Annotated in this window: 21 protein-coding genes; 9 read left to right on the forward strand and 12 right to left on the reverse strand. The window is 73.8% G+C overall.

The annotated features are described in order from the left end of the window. Nucleotides 1-1,498 (forward strand): SWIM zinc finger family protein (locus tag FRZ03_RS17690; protein ID WP_261399214.1); only part of this gene is annotated, 1,498 nt, incomplete at its 5' end. Between the two features lie 92 nt (nucleotides 1,499-1,590). Here FRZ03_RS17690 and FRZ03_RS17695 read toward each other — a convergent pair. From FRZ03_RS17695 to FRZ03_RS17705, 3 genes are all read right to left on the reverse strand, one after another. Next, nucleotides 1,591-2,097 (reverse strand): transglycosylase SLT domain-containing protein, encoded by a 507-nt coding sequence (locus FRZ03_RS17695; RefSeq protein ID WP_146466131.1) that lies wholly within the window; start codon nucleotides 2,095-2,097, stop codon nucleotides 1,591-1,593. 276 nt (nucleotides 2,098-2,373) lie between these two features. Next, nucleotides 2,374-2,892 carry a DUF6234 family protein gene (locus FRZ03_RS41220; RefSeq protein ID WP_222443387.1) on the reverse strand — a complete coding sequence of 173 codons (519 nt, stop codon included), beginning with the start codon at nucleotides 2,890-2,892 and terminating at the stop codon, nucleotides 2,374-2,376. Nucleotides 2,893-3,112: 220 nt separating this feature from the next. Beyond that, nucleotides 3,113-4,489, reverse strand: a complete 1,377-nt coding sequence (locus FRZ03_RS17705) for an MBL fold metallo-hydrolase (protein ID WP_146466132.1) — start codon at nucleotides 4,487-4,489, stop codon at nucleotides 3,113-3,115. 428 nt (nucleotides 4,490-4,917) lie between these two features. Here FRZ03_RS17705 and FRZ03_RS17710 point away from each other — a divergent pair, with 428 nt between their 5' ends. The 5 genes from FRZ03_RS17710 (at nucleotide 4,918) to FRZ03_RS17730 (ending at nucleotide 8,614) form a co-directional block, all read left to right on the forward strand. Then, on the forward strand, nucleotides 4,918-5,283 hold the full coding sequence (locus FRZ03_RS17710) for a rhodanese-like domain-containing protein (protein WP_146466133.1): 366 nt from the start codon (nucleotides 4,918-4,920) through the stop codon (nucleotides 5,281-5,283). Then, nucleotides 5,280-6,023: a sulfite exporter TauE/SafE family protein gene (locus tag FRZ03_RS17715; protein WP_146466134.1), complete on the forward strand. Its 744-nt coding sequence runs from the start codon at nucleotides 5,280-5,282 to the stop codon at nucleotides 6,021-6,023. The genes FRZ03_RS17710 and FRZ03_RS17715 overlap by 4 nt, the downstream gene beginning before the upstream one ends. Before the next feature lie 99 nt (nucleotides 6,024-6,122). Continuing rightward, nucleotides 6,123-6,698, forward strand: coding sequence for a rhodanese-like domain-containing protein (locus FRZ03_RS17720; protein ID WP_146466135.1), 576 nt, complete (start codon nucleotides 6,123-6,125; stop codon nucleotides 6,696-6,698). A gap of 94 nt (nucleotides 6,699-6,792) precedes the next feature. Next, nucleotides 6,793-7,593 carry a phosphotransferase gene (locus FRZ03_RS17725; RefSeq protein ID WP_146466136.1) on the forward strand — a complete coding sequence of 267 codons (801 nt, stop codon included), beginning with the start codon at nucleotides 6,793-6,795 and terminating at the stop codon, nucleotides 7,591-7,593. Between the two features lie 187 nt (nucleotides 7,594-7,780). Then, nucleotides 7,781-8,614, forward strand: a complete 834-nt coding sequence (locus tag FRZ03_RS17730; protein ID WP_146466137.1) for a polysaccharide deacetylase family protein — start codon at nucleotides 7,781-7,783, stop codon at nucleotides 8,612-8,614. A 50-nt stretch (nucleotides 8,615-8,664) separates the two neighbouring features. On the opposite strand, the gene FRZ03_RS17735 is transcribed toward FRZ03_RS17730, so the two are convergent. The 5 genes from FRZ03_RS17735 to FRZ03_RS17755 all read right to left on the reverse strand — a co-directional run bounded on the left by FRZ03_RS17735 (nucleotide 8,665) and on the right by FRZ03_RS17755 (nucleotide 13,691). After that, nucleotides 8,665-9,129 (reverse strand): DUF5709 domain-containing protein, encoded by a 465-nt coding sequence (locus tag FRZ03_RS17735; RefSeq protein ID WP_146466138.1) that lies wholly within the window; start codon nucleotides 9,127-9,129, stop codon nucleotides 8,665-8,667. 337 nt (nucleotides 9,130-9,466) lie between these two features. After that, entirely contained in the window at nucleotides 9,467-10,321 is an 855-nt protein-coding gene (locus FRZ03_RS17740; protein ID WP_186785476.1) for an alpha/beta fold hydrolase, read from the reverse strand. 70 nt (nucleotides 10,322-10,391) lie between these two features. Further along, nucleotides 10,392-11,117 carry an alpha/beta fold hydrolase gene (locus FRZ03_RS17745; RefSeq protein WP_146466139.1) on the reverse strand — a complete coding sequence of 242 codons (726 nt, stop codon included), beginning with the start codon at nucleotides 11,115-11,117 and terminating at the stop codon, nucleotides 10,392-10,394. A gap of 179 nt (nucleotides 11,118-11,296) precedes the next feature. Then, nucleotides 11,297-13,039, reverse strand: coding sequence for a pyruvate dehydrogenase (locus FRZ03_RS17750; RefSeq protein ID WP_146466140.1), 1,743 nt, complete (start codon nucleotides 13,037-13,039; stop codon nucleotides 11,297-11,299). Nucleotides 13,040-13,253: 214 nt separating this feature from the next. Then, on the reverse strand, nucleotides 13,254-13,691 hold the full coding sequence (locus FRZ03_RS17755; RefSeq protein WP_146466141.1) for a universal stress protein: 438 nt from the start codon (nucleotides 13,689-13,691) through the stop codon (nucleotides 13,254-13,256). Between the two features lie 341 nt (nucleotides 13,692-14,032). On the opposite strand from FRZ03_RS17755, the gene FRZ03_RS17760 reads away from it, so the two are divergent. From FRZ03_RS17760 to FRZ03_RS17770, 3 genes are read left to right on the forward strand one after another with little or no spacing between them, the layout of a single operon-like run. Then, on the forward strand, nucleotides 14,033-15,178 hold the full coding sequence (locus FRZ03_RS17760; RefSeq protein WP_146466142.1) for an LLM class flavin-dependent oxidoreductase: 1,146 nt from the start codon (nucleotides 14,033-14,035) through the stop codon (nucleotides 15,176-15,178). Beyond that, nucleotides 15,175-15,828, forward strand: a complete 654-nt coding sequence (locus FRZ03_RS17765) for a CE1759 family FMN reductase (protein ID WP_146466143.1) — start codon at nucleotides 15,175-15,177, stop codon at nucleotides 15,826-15,828. Before FRZ03_RS17760 ends, FRZ03_RS17765 begins: the two co-directional genes overlap by 4 nt. Nucleotides 15,829-15,856: 28 nt before the next feature. Continuing rightward, entirely contained in the window at nucleotides 15,857-16,129 is a 273-nt protein-coding gene (locus FRZ03_RS17770) for a WhiB family transcriptional regulator (protein WP_146466144.1), read from the forward strand. A gap of 123 nt (nucleotides 16,130-16,252) precedes the next feature. On the opposite strand, the gene FRZ03_RS17775 is transcribed toward FRZ03_RS17770, so the two are convergent. The 4 genes from FRZ03_RS17775 to FRZ03_RS17790 are packed head-to-tail and all read right to left on the reverse strand — an operon-like array spanning nucleotide 16,253 to nucleotide 19,877. Beyond that, nucleotides 16,253-17,914 carry an MFS transporter gene (locus FRZ03_RS17775; RefSeq protein WP_261399218.1) on the reverse strand — a complete coding sequence of 554 codons (1,662 nt, stop codon included), beginning with the start codon at nucleotides 17,912-17,914 and terminating at the stop codon, nucleotides 16,253-16,255. Beyond that, a complete protein-coding gene (locus tag FRZ03_RS17780; RefSeq protein WP_146466146.1) occupies nucleotides 17,911-18,648 on the reverse strand; it encodes a YoaK family protein in 738 nt (245 codons plus the stop codon). Before FRZ03_RS17780 ends, FRZ03_RS17775 begins: the two co-directional genes overlap by 4 nt. A gap of 4 nt (nucleotides 18,649-18,652) precedes the next feature. Continuing rightward, nucleotides 18,653-19,165: a DoxX family protein gene (locus tag FRZ03_RS17785; RefSeq protein WP_146466147.1), complete on the reverse strand. Its 513-nt coding sequence runs from the start codon at nucleotides 19,163-19,165 to the stop codon at nucleotides 18,653-18,655. Nucleotides 19,166-19,214: 49 nt separating this feature from the next. Then, complete coding sequence (locus tag FRZ03_RS17790; protein WP_146466197.1) at nucleotides 19,215-19,877, reverse strand: hydrolase; 663 nt, start codon at nucleotides 19,875-19,877, stop codon at nucleotides 19,215-19,217. Between the last annotated feature and the right edge of the window lie 36 nt (nucleotides 19,878-19,913).

The raw sequence follows: 19,913 nt of genomic DNA on the forward strand, positions 1-19,913 counted from the left end.
CGGCGTATCCGCGGCCCCGCGCCACCCGCTTGGCGTCGAGCGCGCCCCGCTCCAGCGCCGCCGTCCACGCGTTGCCCCACCAGGTCGCCGCGAACTCCTCTCCCCCGGCCGCCCGGGACGCGAACGCCGGGAAGGTACGCCGGAGTTCACCGTCCCGGTGAGGGGTCCCCATGGTCGGCGGTACGTGCGGGACGGCGCGTCGGCCGCCGGCGCCGTCCCGCACGTACCGCCGACCATGGGGACCCCTCACCGGGACGGTGAACTCCGGCGTACCTTCCCGGCGTTCGCGTCCCGGGCGGCCGGGGGAGAGGAGTTCGCGGCGACCTGGTGGGGCAACGCGTGGACGGCGGCGCTGGAGCGGGGCGCGCTCGACGCCAAGCGGGTGGCGCGGGGCCGCGGATACGCCGACCGGGGGCATGTGGACGCCATCACCGTGACGCCGGGGCTGGTGCTCGCGTACGTGCGGGGGAGCCGGCCCCGTCCGTACCGGGTCCAGGTGCGGGTGCGCCCGCTGGAGGACGAGGAGTGGGAGCGGTTCCTGGACGCGGCCGCCGACCGGCCGGGCCATATCGCCGCCCTGCTGGACAGGGAACTGCCCCAGTCCCTCGCCGACTGCGGCGTCCCGCTGCTGCCCGGCCCCGGCGACCTCGTCCCGCGGTGCAGCTGCCCCGACTCGGGCCACCCCTGCAAGCACGCGGCCGCCCTGTGCTACCAGACGGCGCGGCTGCTCGACGCCGACCCCTTCGTCCTGCTGCTGCTCCGCGGCCGGGGCGAGCGGGAGCTGCTGGACGCCCTCTCCCGGCGCAACGCCGCCCGCGCGGCCCGCGCCGCCCGGGAGCGGCAGCCCGCGGCACTGCCGGGCATCCGGGCCACCGAGGCGCTGGCCGCGCGTGAACTCCCGCCGCCGCCCCCGCCCTTGCCGGTTCCGGCGCACCCCGAGCAGCCTCCGGCGTACCCCGCGGCGCCCGGCGGCCCCGATCCGTTCGCGCTGGACCAGCTGGCGACCGACGCCGCCGCCCGCGCACACGCGCTGCTCGCCACCGGTCGCGATCCGGTCGGCGAGCTGAGCCCCTGGCAGGACGCGGTGCGGCTCGCCGCGGGCCGCCCCGGTTCCGGTCTGACCGTCACCACCCGTGCGCTGTACGCGACACTGGCGGCGGCCACCGGTCGTACCCCGGGCGATCTCGCGCGGGCCGTCGCCGCCTGGCGGCAGGGCGGGGAGGAGGGACTGGCCGTGCTGGAGGAGCCGTGGGACCCGCCGGCCGGCCGGTTCGACCGGGCGCGCCCGCTGCTGCTCGCCGCCGACCTGCCCGCGTTCCGGCCCTGGCGCAACCGGCTCACCCATCCGCGCGGCCATGTGCAGCTCCGCCTCGGCCGCGACGGACTGTGGTACGGCTACGAGTCCGAGCCGGGCCAGGACGACTGGTGGCCCCGGGGCACCCCCGACCCGGACCCGGTCGGCGCGCTCACCGGGCTCGGTGCCGCGGACGAGTGGTGACCGACGCCGCATCCGCGCGCGGACGTTGAAAAGGCCGGTGCCGGCAGCGTGGAGCTGCCGGCACCGGCCTTCGGTGCGGGGGCCGCGGTCGATCAGTACGCGGAGTTCACCTTGTCGATCGAACCGTAGCGGTGCGCGGCGTAGTTGGCGGCCGCGGTGATGTTGGCCACCGGGTCGGTGACGCTGTGGGCGGTGCCGGCCACGTGGTAGGTGTTGAACGTCGGGTCGATCACCTGGAGCAGGCCCTTGGACGGGGTGCCCTTCTTGGCGTTGACGTCCCAGTTGTTCTGGGCGTTCGGGTTACCGCCGGACTCGCGCATGATGTTGCGCTTCAGGCCCTCGTAGCTGCCGGGGATGCCCTTGGCCTTCATGATGGCCAGCGACTGCTTGATCCAGCCGTCGAGGTTGCCGGAACCGGACTTGGCCGCGCTGCCGTTCGAGGCCTTGGCCACGGCGGCGGCGTGCACCTGGGGCATCTCGGCGGCCTGGGCGTTCGTCGGCATCAGGGTCAGTGCCGCGGCCGCGGCGCCGGTGGTGGCGATGCCGGTGATGGCGAGGGTGCGCAGGCGGGCGATGCGGGTGCGGTTGGCCATGGTCATACGAAAGGAACTCTTTCCCTGGGGGTCATGGTCGTGCCGGCCGCGATGGTCGCGGTGGCGGTGGGGCGCGGGCCCCGTGCTGCGGGTGGACCGGGCGGTTCCGGCGGAGTTCCGCTCGGTCCGGCCCGTTGTGTCCCGGCAACGACAGCAATAGTTAGCCAGGGCCGAAGCGGCTGGCAAGCATGTGACGTACTACCCAACTTCGGAGTAATGTCCGAAATGGGCCAATATGGAGATTTCTGCCCTGCTCAGGCCGGTCCCGTCCTACGGCCCTGCTTAGGACGTGATCTGGCTCCTATGGGTGGCGTCACAGGAAAGGGCCCCAAAACGGCGTGAAAACGGCCCGATTCGCACGAGGTGGAACCGGTTGACGGGGCTCGGTCCGCGTCCGGCGGCCTCAGCGGTTCGCGCCGCAGCGGACGCATCCGGGTGGCGGGGTGTGGCTGTGGTCCACTCGTGCCGCGCGGCCACGAGCGAGCCCCCCGCCGGGAGGGCCACCGGCAGGCGCGCGACCACCGTCCGGCGGGCCCGGAAGGCCGCCGCGAGGACCGCTGGTACGAGTGCGGCGATCAGTACGGCCCGCGGCCGCCCGATGTGTGCGCGAGGGCGGCCGCGTCGATGACCGCCCGGTCGCCTCGGGCGGCCCGTGCGTCCAGGCCGTAGCTGTGTCCAGTCCGGGACGAGCCGCCCGGTCTCCGGCGGGAACGGCGCGATCGCGAGGGCGAGGTCCGCGCCCGGACGGGCTCGGCGCGCCCGGGGGCGACGGTGCCGCGGGGCCGGGAGGGTGTCGGTCATGAGTACGGGGTGCCGTGGCGTGGCGGCGGGGCACGTGAGTACCGGTACTCAACGGGGGGCCGGCGGGAGCCCCGCGAGCCATGACGGCGCGTAGGCGTGTGTACGTGCGGTGTGAGCGGACGGCGCGTGAGCGGACGGCGCCCGTGCGGGCGCCGGGCCGAAGGGCCGCCCGGAGCGGCCGGCCGCGGGCGGCGGCCGCACCGCGGCTGCCGCTCCCCGCTCAGGCGGCGGCCGATTCCCAGGCGCCGTAGCCGCCGAGCAGGTCGTAGACCTCGGTGCGGCCGCTGCGCCGGATCAGGCTGGCGGCGATGGAGGAGCGGTGGCCGCCGGCGCAGTGGACCACCAGACGGCCCTCGGCCGGGACCTCGCCGAGGCGCTCGGCCAGTTCGGCCAGCGGAATGTGCAGGGCGCCCTCGATGAAGCGGCCGCCGTCGCGCTCGCCGCAGTTGCGCACGTCCAGCACCAGCGGGGGCTCGGCGGAGGCGAGTTCCTCGCGCAGGGCCTCGGCGGTCAGCCGCCCGGCCCGGCGCGTCCGGTCGCAGAGGGCGGCGAAGACCTGCTCGGGATCGGCGGCGTAGCCGTGGACGCGGTCGAAGCCGATGCGCGCGAGGCGGGTGACGGTCTCCTCGGCGCGGTCCGCGGGGGCGACGATGAGGATCTCGTCCCGCGGGGTGAGGACGCTGCCGGCCTGTTCGGCGAAACGGCCGTCGAGCGGGACGTTGACCGAGCCGGCCAGGTGTCCGGCGGCGAAGGCGAACTGGTCGCGGGCGTCGAGGACCACGGCACCGCCGGCACGCAGCCGGGCGAACTCGGCCGCGTCCAGCGCCGGAGCGCCCTCGACGGCCTGGAACAGGCCGCGGTTGCGGCGGTTGAGGTCGGCGTCGTACGAGAAGTAGCCGGGGGCGGCCGACTGGCCGGTGGTGACGAGCCGGACGAAGGCGTCCTGGTCCATCGGCCGGCAGGCGTAGTTGGTCCGGCGCTGGATGCCGATGGTCGACTGGAGCTCGGTGGACAGGTTCTTGCCGCAGGCCGAGCCGGCGCCGTGGGCGGGGAAGACGCGGACCTCGTCGGGCAGGGCCATCAGCTTGTGGTGGACGCTGTCGTAGAGCATCGCGCCCAGTTCCTCGGCGGTGACACCGGCGGAGGCGAGCAGATCGGGGCGGCCGACGTCGCCGACGAACAGGGCGTCCCCGGTGAGCACCCCGTAGGGGACGGTGTCCTCGGGCTTCTCGAAGACGAGGATGCTGATCGACTCGGGGGTGTGGCCCGGCGTCTCCAGGATCCGGAGGGTGACCTCGCCCAGGGAGATCCGCTCGCCGTCGGCGAGCCCGCGGATGGGGTATTCGGTCACGGCGCGCTGTCCGTAGCCGATCCAGGCGCCGGTGCGCTGGGCCAGCTCCAGGTGGCCGGCGAGGAAGTCGGCGTGGAAGTGGGTGTTGATCACCGCCTCGACGGTGAACCCGTGCGCCTCCGCGTCCGCGACGTACTCGTCCACGTCCCGGCGGGGGTCGACGACGACCGCCTTCCCGCTGGTCGGGTCGCCGATGACGTAGGCCGCCTGGGACAGGCAGTCGAGGTAGTGCTGCGCGAAGTACATGAGGTGCCTCCTGGCGCGGGTGGTGCGGGGGACTGGCTCCCTGGATACCCGGCGGGGTATGGGAGAAAGGGATCGAGAGATACCCACGGGGGTATTGATGGGAAGTACCGTATACCCGCGGGGGTATATGGAGGCAAGTCGGCCGCGCCTTGGGGTGGCGGGCCCGGCGCCGGGTGTCCGCGGCCTCCCGGTCGCGGGCCGGTGAGGCGGCTCACCTGGGATCGAGCGAGGGGGGGCGATACCCCCAGGGGTACTCGTGTTATCGTGAGGCATATACCCCCGGGGGTAATGCTGAACCGGTCTCGCGCCCCGCCCCGGCGGGGCGCGGTGACCGTGGACGACGGCCGCGCCATCGCCGCCGCGAGGGGCGGCCGGCGTGACCGGAACGCCCTCCCGTCCGCCCTTTCCCAGTTCCGAGAGGTTGTGTGATGTCCCTCTTCCCCACCGGCGAGGACCGGGCCACCGCCGAAGAGGCCGCCCGGCGCATCCGGGCCGGCGGCGCCCCGGCCGTTCTGCTCGCCGTGCGTCAGCGGCGCGAGTGGGACGCCGGCCACGCGCCCGGCGCCGTGTACGCGCCGCTGTCCGGCCCGGTGGCCGGGGCGGCGCTGCCGGCGGCGGCACAGGCCCGGCCGCTGGTGGTGATCCGCCGCAGCGGGCAGTGCACGCAGCAGACCGCCGGGCTGCCGGCCGCGCGGGCCGCGCGGGTGGTGGACGTCACGGGCGGCATGCGGGCGTGGGCCGCCGCCAAGCACCCGGTCGTGGACGAGCACGGGAACAGCGGCTCGATAGCATGACGACCCTGGTTCTCGCGCTCGTCGCCGGTGCCGTGATCGGCCTGGCCCTGGGCGGGCTCGGCGGGGGCGGCAGCGTCCTCGCCGTACCGGCCCTCATCTACCTCCTCGGCTTCACCCCGGCCGAGGCGACGACGGCCAGCCTGGTCATCGTCACCCTCACCTCGGTCACGGCGCTGGCCGGACACGCCCGGGACGGCAACGTCGTCTGGCGCACCGGACTGCTGTTCGCCGCGGCAGGCATCCTGCCCGCGATGCTCGCCGGGGCCGCCGCCGGCCATCTGCCCCAGGCGGTGCTGACCATCGCCTTCTCGGTCATCGCGGCGCTCGCCGCGGTGCGCATGCTGCGCCCCGCCCGTGCCGGGTCCACCGGCCGGGTGAGCCCCGGCAGGGCGGGTGCCGCGGGCGCCGGTCTGGGCGCCGTGACCGGGTTCCTGGGCGTGGGCGGCGGCTTCCTCGCCGTCCCCGCCCTGGTGGGTGTGCTCAAACTGCCCATGCGCCGGGCCGTCGGGACCAGCCTGCTGGTCATCACGATCAACTCGCTGGCCGCGCTCGGCGCCCGCGCCGGCAGCGGCACGCACCTGGACTGGGCGGTCATCGCGCCGTTCACCGCGGCGGCCGTGCTGGGCGCCTGGGACGGCAAACGCCTGTCGAAGAAGCTCAAGGGCGGGACGCTGCAACGCGTCTTCGCGTACGTCCTGCTCGCGGTCGCCGTGTTCATGCTCGTCGACGCGCTCCTCTGACCGCCCCGCCGCGGTCCGGTACCCCCCTCACCGTCACCGCGCGCGGGGCACCCACACCCCCGCTCCGGACAACACCGACACGCAAGGATCACCTCTGCCATGACCATCACCGCCATCGATCCCCGCCAGGCCAAGAGCCGGCTCCACGAACTCACCGTCATCGACGTGCGCACCCCCGGCGAGTACGCCGGCGGTCACGTCCCCGGCGCCCTGAACATCCCGCTGGACCAGCTCGACCGCGCGCTGCCCGACATCCGTGTCGCCGCCGAGCGCGGCGAGGTCCTCGTGGTCTGCGCCTCCGGCGCCCGCTCCGAGAAGGCCTGCACGCAGCTCGCCGCGAAGGGCATCCGCACCGCGACCCTCGCGGGCGGCACCGGCGCCTGGGCCGCCGAGGGCCACGAGCTGGACCGCCCCCTGGCCTGCGACGTCAAGACCGCCTGGAGCATGGACCGCCAGGTCCGCCTCACCGCCGGATCGCTCGTCCTGCTCGGCCTTGCGCTCGGCGAGTTCGTCCACCCGGCCTTCCGGCTGCTGTCCGCCGGTGTCGCGGGCGGTCTGGTGTTCTCCGCCGTGACCAACACCTGCGGCATGGCGGCCATGCTCGGCAAGCTGCCCTACAACCGGCCCGGCAAGGCCGACCTGGACGCCACGCTGGCCCGCCTGCGCGGCCTCTGACCCGTACGGTGCCCCGTGCGCCCCGGCGCACGGGGCAACCCGTCCGTATCCCTCCCGGCCCGCGCGGGGCCGATCCGGCGATAGCGTGATCCGCATGACGGCTGAGGGCGAGGCGCTGGTCGGCGGGATGGCGAACGCGGGAGCGGTCTTCCGCCGGGGCGAGCTGGTCGAGCGCCCCGCACCGCCGGGCGCGCGCGCCCTGCACGCCTGTCTCCGCGCGCTGAAGGAGCACGGCTTCGACGCCGCGCCGACCCCCGTCGGTCTCACCGCGGACGGCCGCGAGCTGCTGACCTTCGTCCCCGGCGACGTGGCTCTGCCGCCGTTCCCGGACTGGGCGATGACGCAGACGGCCCTCGCATCGGTGGGGAGCCTGCTGCGGCGCCTGCACGAGGCCGGCGCGGCCGTCGGGCTCGACCCCCGAGCCGAGTGGCCCCGGGACCTGGCCGACCCGGAGGGGGGAACGACGCTGTGCCACAACGACGTGTGCCCGGAGAACGTCGTCTTCCGGGACGGCCGTGCCGCCGCCCTGATCGATTTCGACCTGGCGGCCCCGGGCCGTCCCCTCTGGGACCTCGCCATGACCGCCCGCTACTGGGTGCCCATGCTCGATCCCCGATCCGCGTCCGCCCTCCACCCCTGCGGGCTGGACGCGCCCGCACGGCTGCGGATCCTCGCCGACGGCTACGGGCTCTCGCGGGGGGAGCGCGCCGACCTGCCCGGCGTCGTCGAGCAGGCCACGGAGGTCTGCCGGGCCTTCGTCGCCCGCCGCGTGGCCGACGGTGACCCCGTCTTCCTCCAGGCGCTGGCCGAGCGTGGCGGATGGCAGCGCTGGGACCGCGTGCGGACCTGGCTGGCGGACCACCGCACGACGTTCACGGCCGCTCTGCTGAACTGACCGGAGCGGACGTCCGAGGGCATCGCTTCGCGGGTCCCCGCGTCCATCGGCCCCCGTCGCATCGTCACCCACCGCGCACCACCGCTTCCTGACTTCGCGAAAGACGCATCCGGCACGTCGTTCCGCGCGTCCTGCCTTGTGCGGGGGCAGGAAGTGAACGAAAGGTCAGGGCATGATGCGGCGCGGTATGAGACGGGGCGGGACGGGCTGGGCGGCGGTCGCGGCGGCCGTCGTCACCGTGGTGGGAGCCTCCGTGCTGGGCCCCCTCGCCGGTACCAGCGCGGGCGGCGCGGCCGCGAGCCGTCCCGACGGCCGGGCGCGGGCGGCCGCCCCGCCCGCGGCGCCGGCCCACCCCGGCGCGCGCCAGCCGGTGCCGGGCCAGACCTCCGTGCCGGAACCCGGACTGCCCGCCCCTGTGGTCAGCATGGACATCGCCCACGCCTCGGACAAGGGGCCGCGCGCCGTGAACATAACCATCGACGACGGTCCCGACCCGGTGTGGACCCCGCGTGTCCTGAAGGTGCTCAAGGACAACGGGGCCAGGGCCGTCTTCTGCATGATCGGGTCGAAGGCGGCCGAACACCCCGACGTGGTGCGGCAGGTCGTCGCGGCGGGACACCGGCTGTGCGACCACAGCGTCCATCACGACACGACGATGGACCACAGGTCCCGCTCCTTCCAGTACGCCGAGGTCACCGGGGCGGCCCGGATGATCGAACAGGCCTCCGGTGGGGTGAAGCCGCAGTACTACCGGGCGCCGGGCGGTGCGTTCACCCCCTACAGCCGGCAGATCGCCGCCTCGGCGGGGATGCGCCCGCTCGGCTGGAACGTCGACTCCGACGACTACAAGCGGCACGGTGTCCAGGCGATCCTGAACACGGTCGAGCGTGAACTGCCGGGCGGTCCCACCATCCTCTTCCACGACGGCGGCGGCGACCGCTCCGAGACCGTGGCGGCGCTCGCGGCGCTGCTGCCCCGGCTGAAGGACCAGGGGTACGCCTTCGGGTTCCCCGTGCGCTGACCCGTTCCCGCCCGCCCGTCACGGGACGACGGGACGGGCGGGCGGGAACATCAGAAGGGCCCGGTGCCGGGGATCACGTGCATCGCGGCCTCCTCCGCCGAGGCACCGGCGCCGTCCAGCCCCATGTCGGACGCGAGCAGGTCGGACTCGGTGTTCTCGTGGCTGCCCTCGTCCGGCGCGACGAGCCGGCCCGCGCGTTCGGCACCGACCTCGTCGTCGATCGGCTCGCCGTCCGTGTCCCAGGCGTCGCCGATCCCGTCGCCCTCCGGGACCCCGATGTCGGGCACCTCCTCCGCGAGGCGCTCGTCCAGGCTCTCCCCGTGCCACCGCTCGGACGCGGTGACACCGGTGTGCTCCACGCCCCACGGCCTGTCCGGGGGCGAGTAGCCCTCGTCCAGGACCTCGTCGCCGACCCCGTGGTCCAGGGTGTCCGACGCGTCCAGCAGACCGGCGTCGTCGCGCACCTCGGCCCCGTCCGGCTGGTACACCTCGTCGCCCATCGTCTCGGCAGTCATCCGCGCCTCCGCCTTCCCTTCCGCATCTGTATGCGCCTCCGTGTCCGTGTCCGTGTCCGTGCTCGTGCCGGGTCCGCGTCCGCCGTCGTGCGCGGGATCAGGTGCCGTCGCCCGCCCTGAGGGGGCTCAGCCGGGGGACCGATGCCTTGCCCGTGCCGGAGACCTCGCCACCGGTCCGGCGGACCGGGATGAAGGCCGTCTCGTCGGGCGGCGTGATCCGCAGGACCGCGGCGTCTCGGTGGTGACCCCGGTGACCGCCGGGTCGGTGTACGTCATCACCGACCAGGGGGCGGCTTCGGGGGCGAGCGTCACGGTCCGCCGCGCCTTCCGGAACGGGTCAGCGACCGGGGCGAACGGACCGGACGGCTTTCAGGACCAGGTCGGTGACGGGCCCGGGGTCGGTCACGGACACGGCGTGCGGCGCGCGGACGGTGACGGTGCGGGCGCGGGCGCGCTCGGCCATCCACCGCTCGGCGGCCGGCGGGATGTTGCGGTCCTCGCTCGCGACGAGGTACCAGCTGGGGATCTCCCGCCACGCGGCGGCGGTGGCCGGCTCCTGGAGGGCGGCGAGGGTGATCGGTCGCTGGCCCGCGGCCATGACCTGCGCGGTGCGGACCGGGACACCGGCCGCGAACTGCTCGCGGAACAGGTCCTTTCGGATGACCAGTTCCGCGCCCTGCCCGCCGTCCGGCAGCGGGTAGTACTGGGTGGTGGTGGCCTGCCCCAGGGTGCTGCCGGGGAACTTGTCGGTGAGCTGGAGCGCGCTCTCCCCGATCTCGGGCACGAAGGCGGCGATGTAGACCAGGGCCTCGACCTGCCGGGAGCCGGCCGCGGCCTGACTGATGACCGCGCCGCCGTAGGAGTGCCCGACCAGCACGATCGGGCCGTTGACGCTGTCCAGGACGCTGCGGATGTAGGCGGCGTCGCTCGCCAGTCCGCGCAGCGGCAGGGCCGGTGCCAGGACGCGGTGGCCCTGCCGCTGCAGGCGCTCGATCACGCCGCTCCAGCTGGAGGCGTCGGCGAACGCGCCGTGGATCAGTACGACGGTGGGTGCGTCCGGGTGCTGGTGCGGTCGGCGCGGCCGGTCGGCCGCCGCCGCCGGCACGGAGAACGCGGCGCCCCCGGTGCCCAGCGCGGCGGCGCCGGCCAGGAGGGACACGGCCACGGTACGGCGCGAGACGGGTGAGTTCATGGTTCGCTCTCTGCGGAGGGTACGGCCGCTTCGGCACGGCCGGACGGACGGGCGGGGCGCGGCGGGTGGCTCAGGCGGAGGTGGCCCGGACGGCTTCCTCGATCAGCTCGACGACGCGGTCGGGGTGGGCGAGCATCACCAGGTGGGATGAGTCGACCTCGACGGTCTTCATGCCGGCCCGCCGGTAGCCGTAGCGCTCCACGTCCGGGTTGATGGTGCGGTCCGAGGAGGCGACCAGGCCCCAGGAGGGCTTGGTCTTCCAGGCGGCGGCCGGGGCCGCGTCGGCGAACGCCTGGGCCGCCAGCGGGCGCTGGGAGACGGCGAGGACCTCGGCGAGGCGGTGGTCGAGGTCGGCGGCGAAGACGGCCGGGAACTTGTCGGGCCGTACCGACACATCGGTGCCGGTCTCGGTCGAGCCCTCCATGGGGAACGGCGTGTGGACGAGCGCGGCGGCGAGGTCGGAGTCCGGGAAGCGGCCCTGCAGTTCACCGAGGCTCTCGCCCTTCTCCAGGGCGTAGCCGGCGAGGTAGACGAGGGCGCTCACGTTGTCCTCGGTGCCCGCGACCGTGATGACGGCGCCGCCGTAGGAGTGGCCCACCAGAACGACGGGGCCGGGTATCCGGCGGACGACCGAGGCGATGTAGGCGGCGTCGCCGATCAGGCTGCGGTTGGGGACGGCCGGGGCGACCACGTCCAGGCCGCGGGCGATCAGCCGCGGGATCACCTGTGCGTAGCTGGAGGCGTCGGCGAACGCGCCGTGGACGAGGACGACGGTCGGCCTGGAGGAACCGGACATGGGAGGACTCGCTTTCGGGTGTCATGGGCGGTGCCCGCGCCGGCCTGGCGGTCGGGGCGGTGGCGGACGGGCGGAGCACCGCCGGCATGCGAGAGAACCTAGTGACGGGCGCCGGGGGTGTTTGTCCGTCAGCGCCCGGGGTATGGCCTGTCCGTGCTCACCGCCGGACGGCCGTTTGCTCACGGTCGCGGAACGTTGCGGAGGTTCGCCCGGGCCAGGTCGATCATGCGTCCGACGCCGCCCGTGAGGACGGCGCGGCCGGCCGACAGCGCGAAGCCGGTGACCTGCTCGGTCGTGATCTTGGGCGGCAGTGCGAGGGCGTTGGGGTCGGTGACCACGTCGACCAGCGCCGGACCGTCGTGAGCGAACGCCTCCCGCAGGGCTTCGCGTACCTGCGCCGGCTTCTCGACCCGGATGCCGCGCGCGCCGGCCGCGTCGGCGATGGCCGCGAAGTCGGTGTGCGGGTAGCCGGTGCCGTGCGGCGGCAGGCCGTCGACCATCATCTCCAGATCGACCATGCCCAGCGAGGAGTTGTTGAAGACGACCACCTTCACCGGCAGGCCGTACTGCACGAGCGTGAGGAAGTCGCCCATCAACATGGAGAATCCGCCGTCGCCCGAGAGCGACACCACCTGCCGCGAGCGGTCGAGGAACTGTGCGCCGATGGCCTGGGGCAGCGCGTTGGCCATCGAACCGTGCACGAAGGAGCCGAGCACGCGGCGCCGTCCGTTCGGCGTCAGATAGCGGGCCGCCCACACGCAGCACATGCCGGTGTCCACGGTGAACACCGCGTCGTCCGAGGCCTCTTCGTCGAGCACGGACGCCACGTACTCGGGGTGGATCGGGGTGTGCCGGCCTGCGTCGTGCGTGTACGCGCCGACGGCGCCCTCGAGCGCGCGGACGTGGTGGCGCAGCATCCGGTCGAGGAACCGGCGGGACGGCTTCTCCCGGACGGCGGGGGTCAGGCACCGCAGCGTCTCGCGCACGTCACCCCAGACGGCGAAGTCCAACTGCGTACGGCGCCCGAGCCGTTCGGGCTGTATGTCGACCTGGACGGTCCGCACGTGGCGCGGCAGGAAGTCCGTGTACGGGAAGTCCGTGCCGAGGAGCAGCAGCAGATCGCACTCGTGCATCGCCTCGTAGGCGGCGCCGTAGCCCAACAGACCGGACATGCCGACGTCGTACGGGTTGTCGTACTGGATGTGCTCCTTGCCGCGCAGCGCGTGGCCCACCGGGGCCTTCACCTTCCCGGCGAACGCCATCACCTCGGCGTGGGCGCCCTCGACGCCCCGGCCGCAGAACACCATCACCTTCTCGGCCGCGTCCACCAGCTCGGTCAGCCGGGCCAGTTCCCCGTCCGCGGGCCGGACCGCCGGCCTCTCCAGCGGCAGGTGGAGTTCCGCCCCGCCGGCCGGGGCGCGCTCGGCGGCCACGTCTCCGGGCAACGACACCACCGACACCCCGCGCCGGCCGACCGCGTGCTGGATCGCCGTCTGCGCCACGCGCGGCATCTGGCGGGGGGAGGAGACCAGTTCGGAGTAGTGACTGCACTCCTGGAACAGCCGGTCGGGGTGGGTCTCCTGGAAGTAGCCGGTGCCGATCTCCCCGCTCGGGATCTGCGCCGCGAGCGCGAGCACGGGGGCCATCGAGCGGTGCGCGTCGAACAGGCCGTTGATCAGATGCAGATTGCCCGGCCCGCACGACCCCGCGCACGCGGCGAGCTTCCCGGTCAACTGGGCCTCGGCACCGGCGGCGAAGGCCGCGACCTCCTCGTGCCGGACCTGGATCCACTCCAGGGAGCCGTGCCGTCTGACCGCGTCGACGACGGGGTTCAGGCTGTCGCCGACCACCCCGTACATGCGGCGCACGCCGGCGCGGGCAAGGAGGTCGACGTACTGCTCGGCTACGGACTGTCCGGCCATGGTGCTCCTCGGGTGGTCGCTCACGGGGCCGCGCCAGGCTAAGGAGACGAGGAGGGGGCCGGTTGTTCCTCCGTGCACCGTTACCGGTCCGGCAGCGCACCGCTCGCGACCCGGCCGTGTTCCGGACGCGACCGGGAGCGGCCGGGTGCGGCCCGCACTCGCGGGCCGCACCTTGCGCGCGACGGGCTTCGTGGCTCACCCGGCCACCGGCGGATCAGTCCCGGTCGGCGGAGTCGTCCGCGGGCGCCAGCAGTACGGCGACACGGCTGTGGTGGGCGACGCTGTCGCTGACCCGGGGGTTGACGAGCGCTTCGAGCGAACCGCGGTGGTGGGGGCTGAGGATCAGGAGGTCGGCCTGCCACTCCACGGCGGCGGCGGAGATGGTGGTGGCTATCTGGGTGGTCAGCCCGTGGGCGACGGTGCCCTCGGCCTCCACGCCCGCGTCACGCAGCGAGGCGAGCGCCTCGTCGAGGATGGCCTTGGCCTCCGCGTCGTCCTCCAGGGGCACCACGGCGGCGAGCGACGCCGAGGAAGGGGCGACGTGCAGAACACCGACCTTGGCCCCGGTCAGGCGGGCCATGTCGCCGGCCAGGCGGATGACGGAGTGGCGGGCGGGGCTGGGGTCAACAGCGACAAGAATACGCTGGAACATTACTTTTGTCCGTTTCTGAGTAAGCATCAAGAGCTGCAAGCATCCTGCTGAACACCCCAGGGGACCGTTGTGTTCCATGGGCCTCCGGTGTCCGGCGTTCCTCATGAACAGTGAATCCCGGACGGCGCCGCTTCCGTACCGGAAGCCGGGCGGAAGTGCTTTCCCGGGCAAAACCCCGTGCGTTCCCCGGCAAGGCCCGCTGGTCACCGCGTTCTAGGGTCGCCGGAAGAAAGCGCGTCAGCGCCCTGAAAGGGCCGTGAGCGCCCTTGCCGGCGACCTCGTCATTCGGATCGCCGAATCGTGTGCCGCCCGGCTTTCTCCCACGGTGAAAGGAATCCCCGATGCCCCCGGAAAAAACAGCGCCGAGTACCCAATTCGGCGTCTTCACGGTCGGTGACGTCACGCCGGACCCGACCACGGGGCGTACGCCGTCCGAGCGTGAGCGGATCAAGGCCATGGTCGCGATCGCGTTGAAGGCGGAGGAGGTCGGTCTGGACGTGTTCGCGACGGGTGAGCACCACAATCCGCCGTTCGTGCCGTCGTCGCCGACCACGATGCTCGGGTACATAGCCGCGCGTACGCAGAACCTGGTCCTGTCCACCTCGACGACGCTGATCACCACGAACGACCCGGTGAAGATCGCGGAGGATTTCGCGATGCTCCAGCACCTGGCGGACGGGCGGGTGGACCTGATGATGGGACGTGGCAACACGGGCCCGGTGTATCCGTGGTTCGGCAAGGACATCCGCGAGGGCATCGATCTGGCGGTGGAGAACTACGCGCTGCTGCGGCGGCTGTGGCGTGAGGACGTCGTGGACTGGGAGGGCAAGTTCCGCACGCCGCTGCAGGGCTTCACCTCGACGCCCAGGCCGCTGGACGGGGTGGCGCCGTTCGTGTGGCACGGTTCGATCCGGTCGCCGGAGATCGCGGAGCAGGCGGCGTACTACGGCGACGGCTTCTTCCACAACAACATCTTCTGGCCCATGGGTCACACCCGGCGGATGATCGAGCTGTACCGCAACCGGTACGCCCATTACGGGCACGGCACGCCGGAGCAGGCGATCGTCGGGCTGGGCGGTCAGGTGTTCATGCGGAGGAACTCGCAGGACGCGGTGCGTGAGTTCCGGCCGTACTTCGACAACGCGCCGGTGTACGGGCACGGTCCCTCGCTGGAGGAGTTCACCGCGCAGACCCCGCTGACGGTGGGTTCGCCGCAGCAGGTGATCGAGCGGACCCTGTCGTTCCGCGAGTACGCGGGTGACTACCAGCGCCAGCTGTTCCTGATGGACCACGCGGGGCTGCCGCTGAAGACCGTCCTGGAGCAGCTCGACCTCCTGGGCGAGGAAGTGGTGCCGGTGCTGCGCGAGGAGTTCGCGAAGAACCGCCCGGCGCAGGTGCCGGACGCCCCGGACCACCGGTCGCTGCTGGCCGCGAAGAACGCGCAGGCCGCGCGGGGCACGGACGCGAAGGAGGAGAGCACCGTATGAAGCTCGTCGTCGTATCGGCGGGACTGAGCGTCCCGTCCTCCACCCGGCTGCTCGCCGACCGGCTGGCCGCGGTCGCCGCCCCGGCGGCCACCGCTCCCGAACCCCAGCCGGCCGCCCTCCGGGTGATCGAGCTGCGCGACCTCGCGGTGGAGATCGCGCACAACCTCACCAACGGGTTTCCCGAGCCGCAACTGGCCGACGCCTTCGACGCGGTGGCCGCGGCCGACGGGCTGATCGTCGTCACGCCGGTGTTCTCCGCGTCGTACAGCGGGCTGTTCAAGTCCTTCTTCGACGCGCTGAGCGTGCACGACGAGGGCGCCCTGGCCGGGAAGCCGGTGCTGATCGCCGCGACCGGCGGTACGGCACGGCACTCGCTGGTCCTGGACCACGCGCTGCGTCCGCTCTTCTCCTACCTGAAGGCCGTCGTCGTCCCCACCGGGGTCTACGCCGCCTCCGAGGACTGGGGAGCCGAGGGCCTCGACCGCCGGATCGCACGGGCCGCGGGCGAACTGGCGGCCCTGGTGAGCGGGCTCGGCACGGCCCCGAAGCCCGCCGGACAGAGTCTGGAACCGGTGCCGTTCGCGCAGCGGCTCGCCGCACTCGAGCGGCTCCCCGGCCGTACCCGGCCGCATCCCGCCACGGAGCTGTGACGCCTTCGGGCCGTGGGAGGAGAGGTCGATGAAGACTCGGACGAAGCCGCTTGCGCGGATGTGGGAATGGCAGGCCGAGGCCGCGTGCCGCGGTATGGACAGCTCGGTCTTCTTCTCGCCCGCCGGTGAACGCGGGCGGGCCCGCCGGCACCGCGAGGAGGCGGCGCGAGCGATCTGCGACAGCTGCCCGGTGAGCGGTCCCTGCGGCCGCTTCGCCCTGACGTCCCAGCAGTTCTACGGCGTCTGGGGCGGTTACACCGAGGCCGAGCGCCGTTCCGCGGTCCGTGTGCACCCGCGATAGCCGGGCGGGACGGCCGGACAAGCCGTGCGTCACGCCCGCGAAGCCGGGGTGGAAAGAGCCGAAGCCGGGGGTGGGATCGGGCGATCCCACCCCCGGCTTCCGGGGTTTTCCGGGCCCCCGGGGTCAGGCCGGGCGACCGCTCGGACGCGTCGATCCCCGGGCCCGGTGGCCCGCGCCGTGCTCCCCGGCGACGGCCACGGAACCGGCCGTGGCGTCGAAGGCATGGGTCACCTCCGGGGCGGTGCCGGCCACGAGCAGGGCGCGGGCCCGCTCCTCGAACCGGCGGTCGTTGGCCGTCAGCCGGCTGTGGTGCTGGGCCAGGTGCTCGGACCAGGAGGCCACCAGGTAGTTCTCGACGAACCGGTCCGGATCAGCGCCGTCCTGGTAGAGGCCCCAGGTCAGGGCACCGGTGCGGCGCCGGGAGCGGGCCACCTGCCGCATGCGGTCGCTGAAGGCGCCCCAGTTCTCGCGGGCGACCCGGTACGTGACGGAGACGAGTACCGGGCCGTCGGCCGGTCCGGGCTCGAACACCAGGGGCGGCACGGGCCAGTGGTCCGAGGGGCTCGGGTCGAGGCCGTCCACGCTGTGCAGCGGCCAGCGGCGCACACTCAGGGCCCCGGCCACCAGCAGCCCGGCCCCGGTCAGCAGCGAGACGGTCAGTCCCAGCGCGTCGGCCAGCGCGCCCCACACGGGCGCGGTCAGCGCCTGCCCGCCCTGGAACACCACGAGATAGATCGCCAGTCCCCGGCCCCGCACCCAGCCGGGCAGCCGCTGCTGGACGGCGGCGTTGAGGGTGGACAGCACGCCGATCCAGGCCGGCCCCGCGGGCAGCAGGGCCGCCACCGCGAGCCAGGGAAGACGGGTCGTGGCCAGCACCACCAGCGTCACGGCGAAGACCGCCGCCCCGGCGGCCAGGGTGCCGTTGGCACCCAGCCGCCGCCGGATCACGGGCAGCGCGAAGGCGCCGCCGACCGCGCCCGCGCCGACGACACCGAGCAGCAGCCCGTACCCGCCCGAGCCGAGTCCCAGGGAACGGCTCGCGACCAGGGGCAGCAGCGACCACAGGGCGGCCCCGCCCGGGATGAACAGGACCGTGCGCAGCAGGACCCGGCGCACACCGGGAGCGTGCCAGACATAGCGGCGGCCGGCCTGGACGGCGGCGAAGAGCCCTTCGCCGCGGGCGGCGGGCTCGTGCCCCGCCGGCCGTCGCCACAGCAGCAGCACCCCCGAGATGCCCAGGTACGACAGGGCGTTGAAGGCGAAGACCCAGCCCGCGCCCGCGGCGGCGACCACCGCGCCGCCGAGGGCCGGACCGACGGCGCGGGCGAGGTTCATGTTCACCGCGCCCAGCGCCGCCGCCTGCCCCAGCTGCTCGCGCTCCACGAGGTCCGGCTGGATCGCCTGCCAGGCCGGGCCCATCAGCGCCGTGCCGCAGCCCAGCAGGAAGGTCAGACCGAGCAGGAGGCCGGGGGAGAGCGCCCCCCGGAAGGCGAGCACCGTGAGCGCGGCGGAGACGGCGAGCATGGCGAACTGGGCGGCCAGGAGCACCTTTCGGCGGTCGTGGCGGTCGGCCAGCACACCGGACGGCAGCGCGAGCAGGACGACCGGGAGGCTGGACGCGGTCTGCACGAGCGTCACCAGGGCGGCGTCGTGCCCGACGAGCAGCCACTGGGCGCCGACCGTCTGCATCCAGCTGCCGGTGTTGGACACGAGCTGCGCGATCCACAGGGCGCGGAAGACGCGTGCCGCGAGCGGCGCCCAGGCCGAGTCGCGCGCCTGCTTCACGACTGCGGCCTCGTCCACTCGGCGGCGGAGGACCAGTGGCGGCGGACGGTGACCAGGGCCGCCGCGAGCAGCACCAGGGCCAGGACCAGGACCAGGAGGAGCGAGGCGTGCCGCAGGAGCACGGCGCCCACGAGGGCCCCGAGGAACATGGCCAGCACGGAGAGGATGCGCCGGCCGGGCCGGGGGGCCGCCCCGCCGGCCGGGGCGGAGTCGGCGGCCAGCCCGGTCAGGGTCAGCGTCAGGACGGTGGTGGTCAGGTCCGGGACGCCCAGGCGCCGGGCGACGGCGTTCTGGAGCCCCATGGCGAGGCCCAGCAGCACGACGAGCGCGTACTTCACCGGGCCGGTCACCTCACCGTGCCCGACCGCGACGGCGAGCACCGCGCCGGCGACCAGGACCGTCTGGACCGCGGTGGCCGCCGTCAGCATCCGCGCGCGGTGCGCGGCGTGGCGGGTGGCGAAGCGTCCGCCCGCCAGCGCCCCGGCGAGGAACGACAGCAGCGAGACGACGGACGCGGCCGCGGACAGGCCCGGCGCGCCCGCCAGGGCGAAGCCCAGGAAGACGACGTTTCCGGTCATGTTGGCGACGAAGACGTGCCCGAGCGCCAGATAGGTGACGGCGTCGATCAGACCGGTCACCACGGTCAGCCCCAGCATCAGCGGCGGCAGCGGCCCGTGCCGGTCGCCCTTCGGCGGGACGAGGGTGTGGGCGGCGTCGGTCAGCAGCCTGCGCATGCCGTCACCTCCCGTCCGTGGCAGGGGCGGGGGCGGGCGCGTGACCCAGCACGGCGCGGGTGGTCAGCCCGCTGGCCGGGCCGACGACGATCGCCGCCAGGGAGGTCCACAGCGGCCAGGAAGCCGCCCCGAGGAGGTGGTCGAGCGACCAGCGGCCCGCCCCGGTGAGCGCGAGGACCGCCGCGACGGTGACGAGGACCAGCGGGTACTCGTAACCGTCGTTCTGGACCCACAGCCCCTTGTGCCACTTGACGGTGCCGGCCACCGTCATCACCCCCATGGCGGCCATCGCCGCCAGCGGGGTGAGGAGTCCGGCCGCCAGGAACAGGCCGGCACCGATCTGGCTGCCGCCCGCCGCGACGGCGGTGAGCCGCCCGCCGCGGAAGCCGTCGCGGCGGAACTCCTCGGTCCCCCCGGCCAGCCCGTTGCCGCCCAACCGGAAACTGACCTTCTGAACCCCGTGTCCGGCGATGAGGAGTCCCACCACCAGCCGGAGCACCAACAGTCCGCTGTCCATTGCGTTCTCTGCCTGTTCCTGACGTCCGTCGTCGACCGTGAACCGCGCGTCAGCCGGCGGCGTGCTCGCCGATGAAGGCCTGCGCGTAGACGACGCCCAGGCCGTAGGTGCCGCCGTGCTCCTTCACGACGTCCATGACCGGCAGGTACGTCTCCGCACGCGCCCAGTCACGCTGGAGTTCGAGCAGCACCTGCACCCAGGTCACCGGCACCACGCCGGCCTGGACCATCCGCTGGACGGCGTGCTCGTGGGCCTGCGGGCTGACGCCGCCCGAGGCGTCGGTGACGACGTAGACCTCGTAGCCCTGGGCCAGCGCGGACAGGGCGGGCAGCACGACACAGACCTCGGTCCACAGACCGGCGATGACCAGCTTCTTGCGGCCGGTCGCCTTGACGGCCTCGACGAAGGCGACGTCCTCCCAGGCGTTCATCGTGGTGCGGTCGATGATCTTCTGGTCCGGGAAGACGTCCGCGAGCTGCGGCATGAGCGGGCCGGAGAAGGACTCGGCGGCCACGGTGCTCAGGACGACCGGAACGTCGAAGACCTTGGCGGCCTTGGCCAGGCCCACGGTCGCGTTGATGATGGCGGTGCGGTCGCCGCTGCCCGTGCCGAAGAACATCTGCGGCTGGTGGTCCACGAAGAGCACCGCGCAGTTGTCGGGGGTCAGCAGGTCCGGGCCGGGGGCGGCGGTGACGTCGGCGATGGTGACCATGAGTATGCCTTTCACAGAAGGGTTGCAGCGGTCCCG

Source organism: Streptomyces misionensis, assembly GCF_007896895.1.
Lineage (GTDB): Bacteria > Actinomycetota > Actinomycetes > Streptomycetales > Streptomycetaceae > Streptomyces > Streptomyces misionensis_A.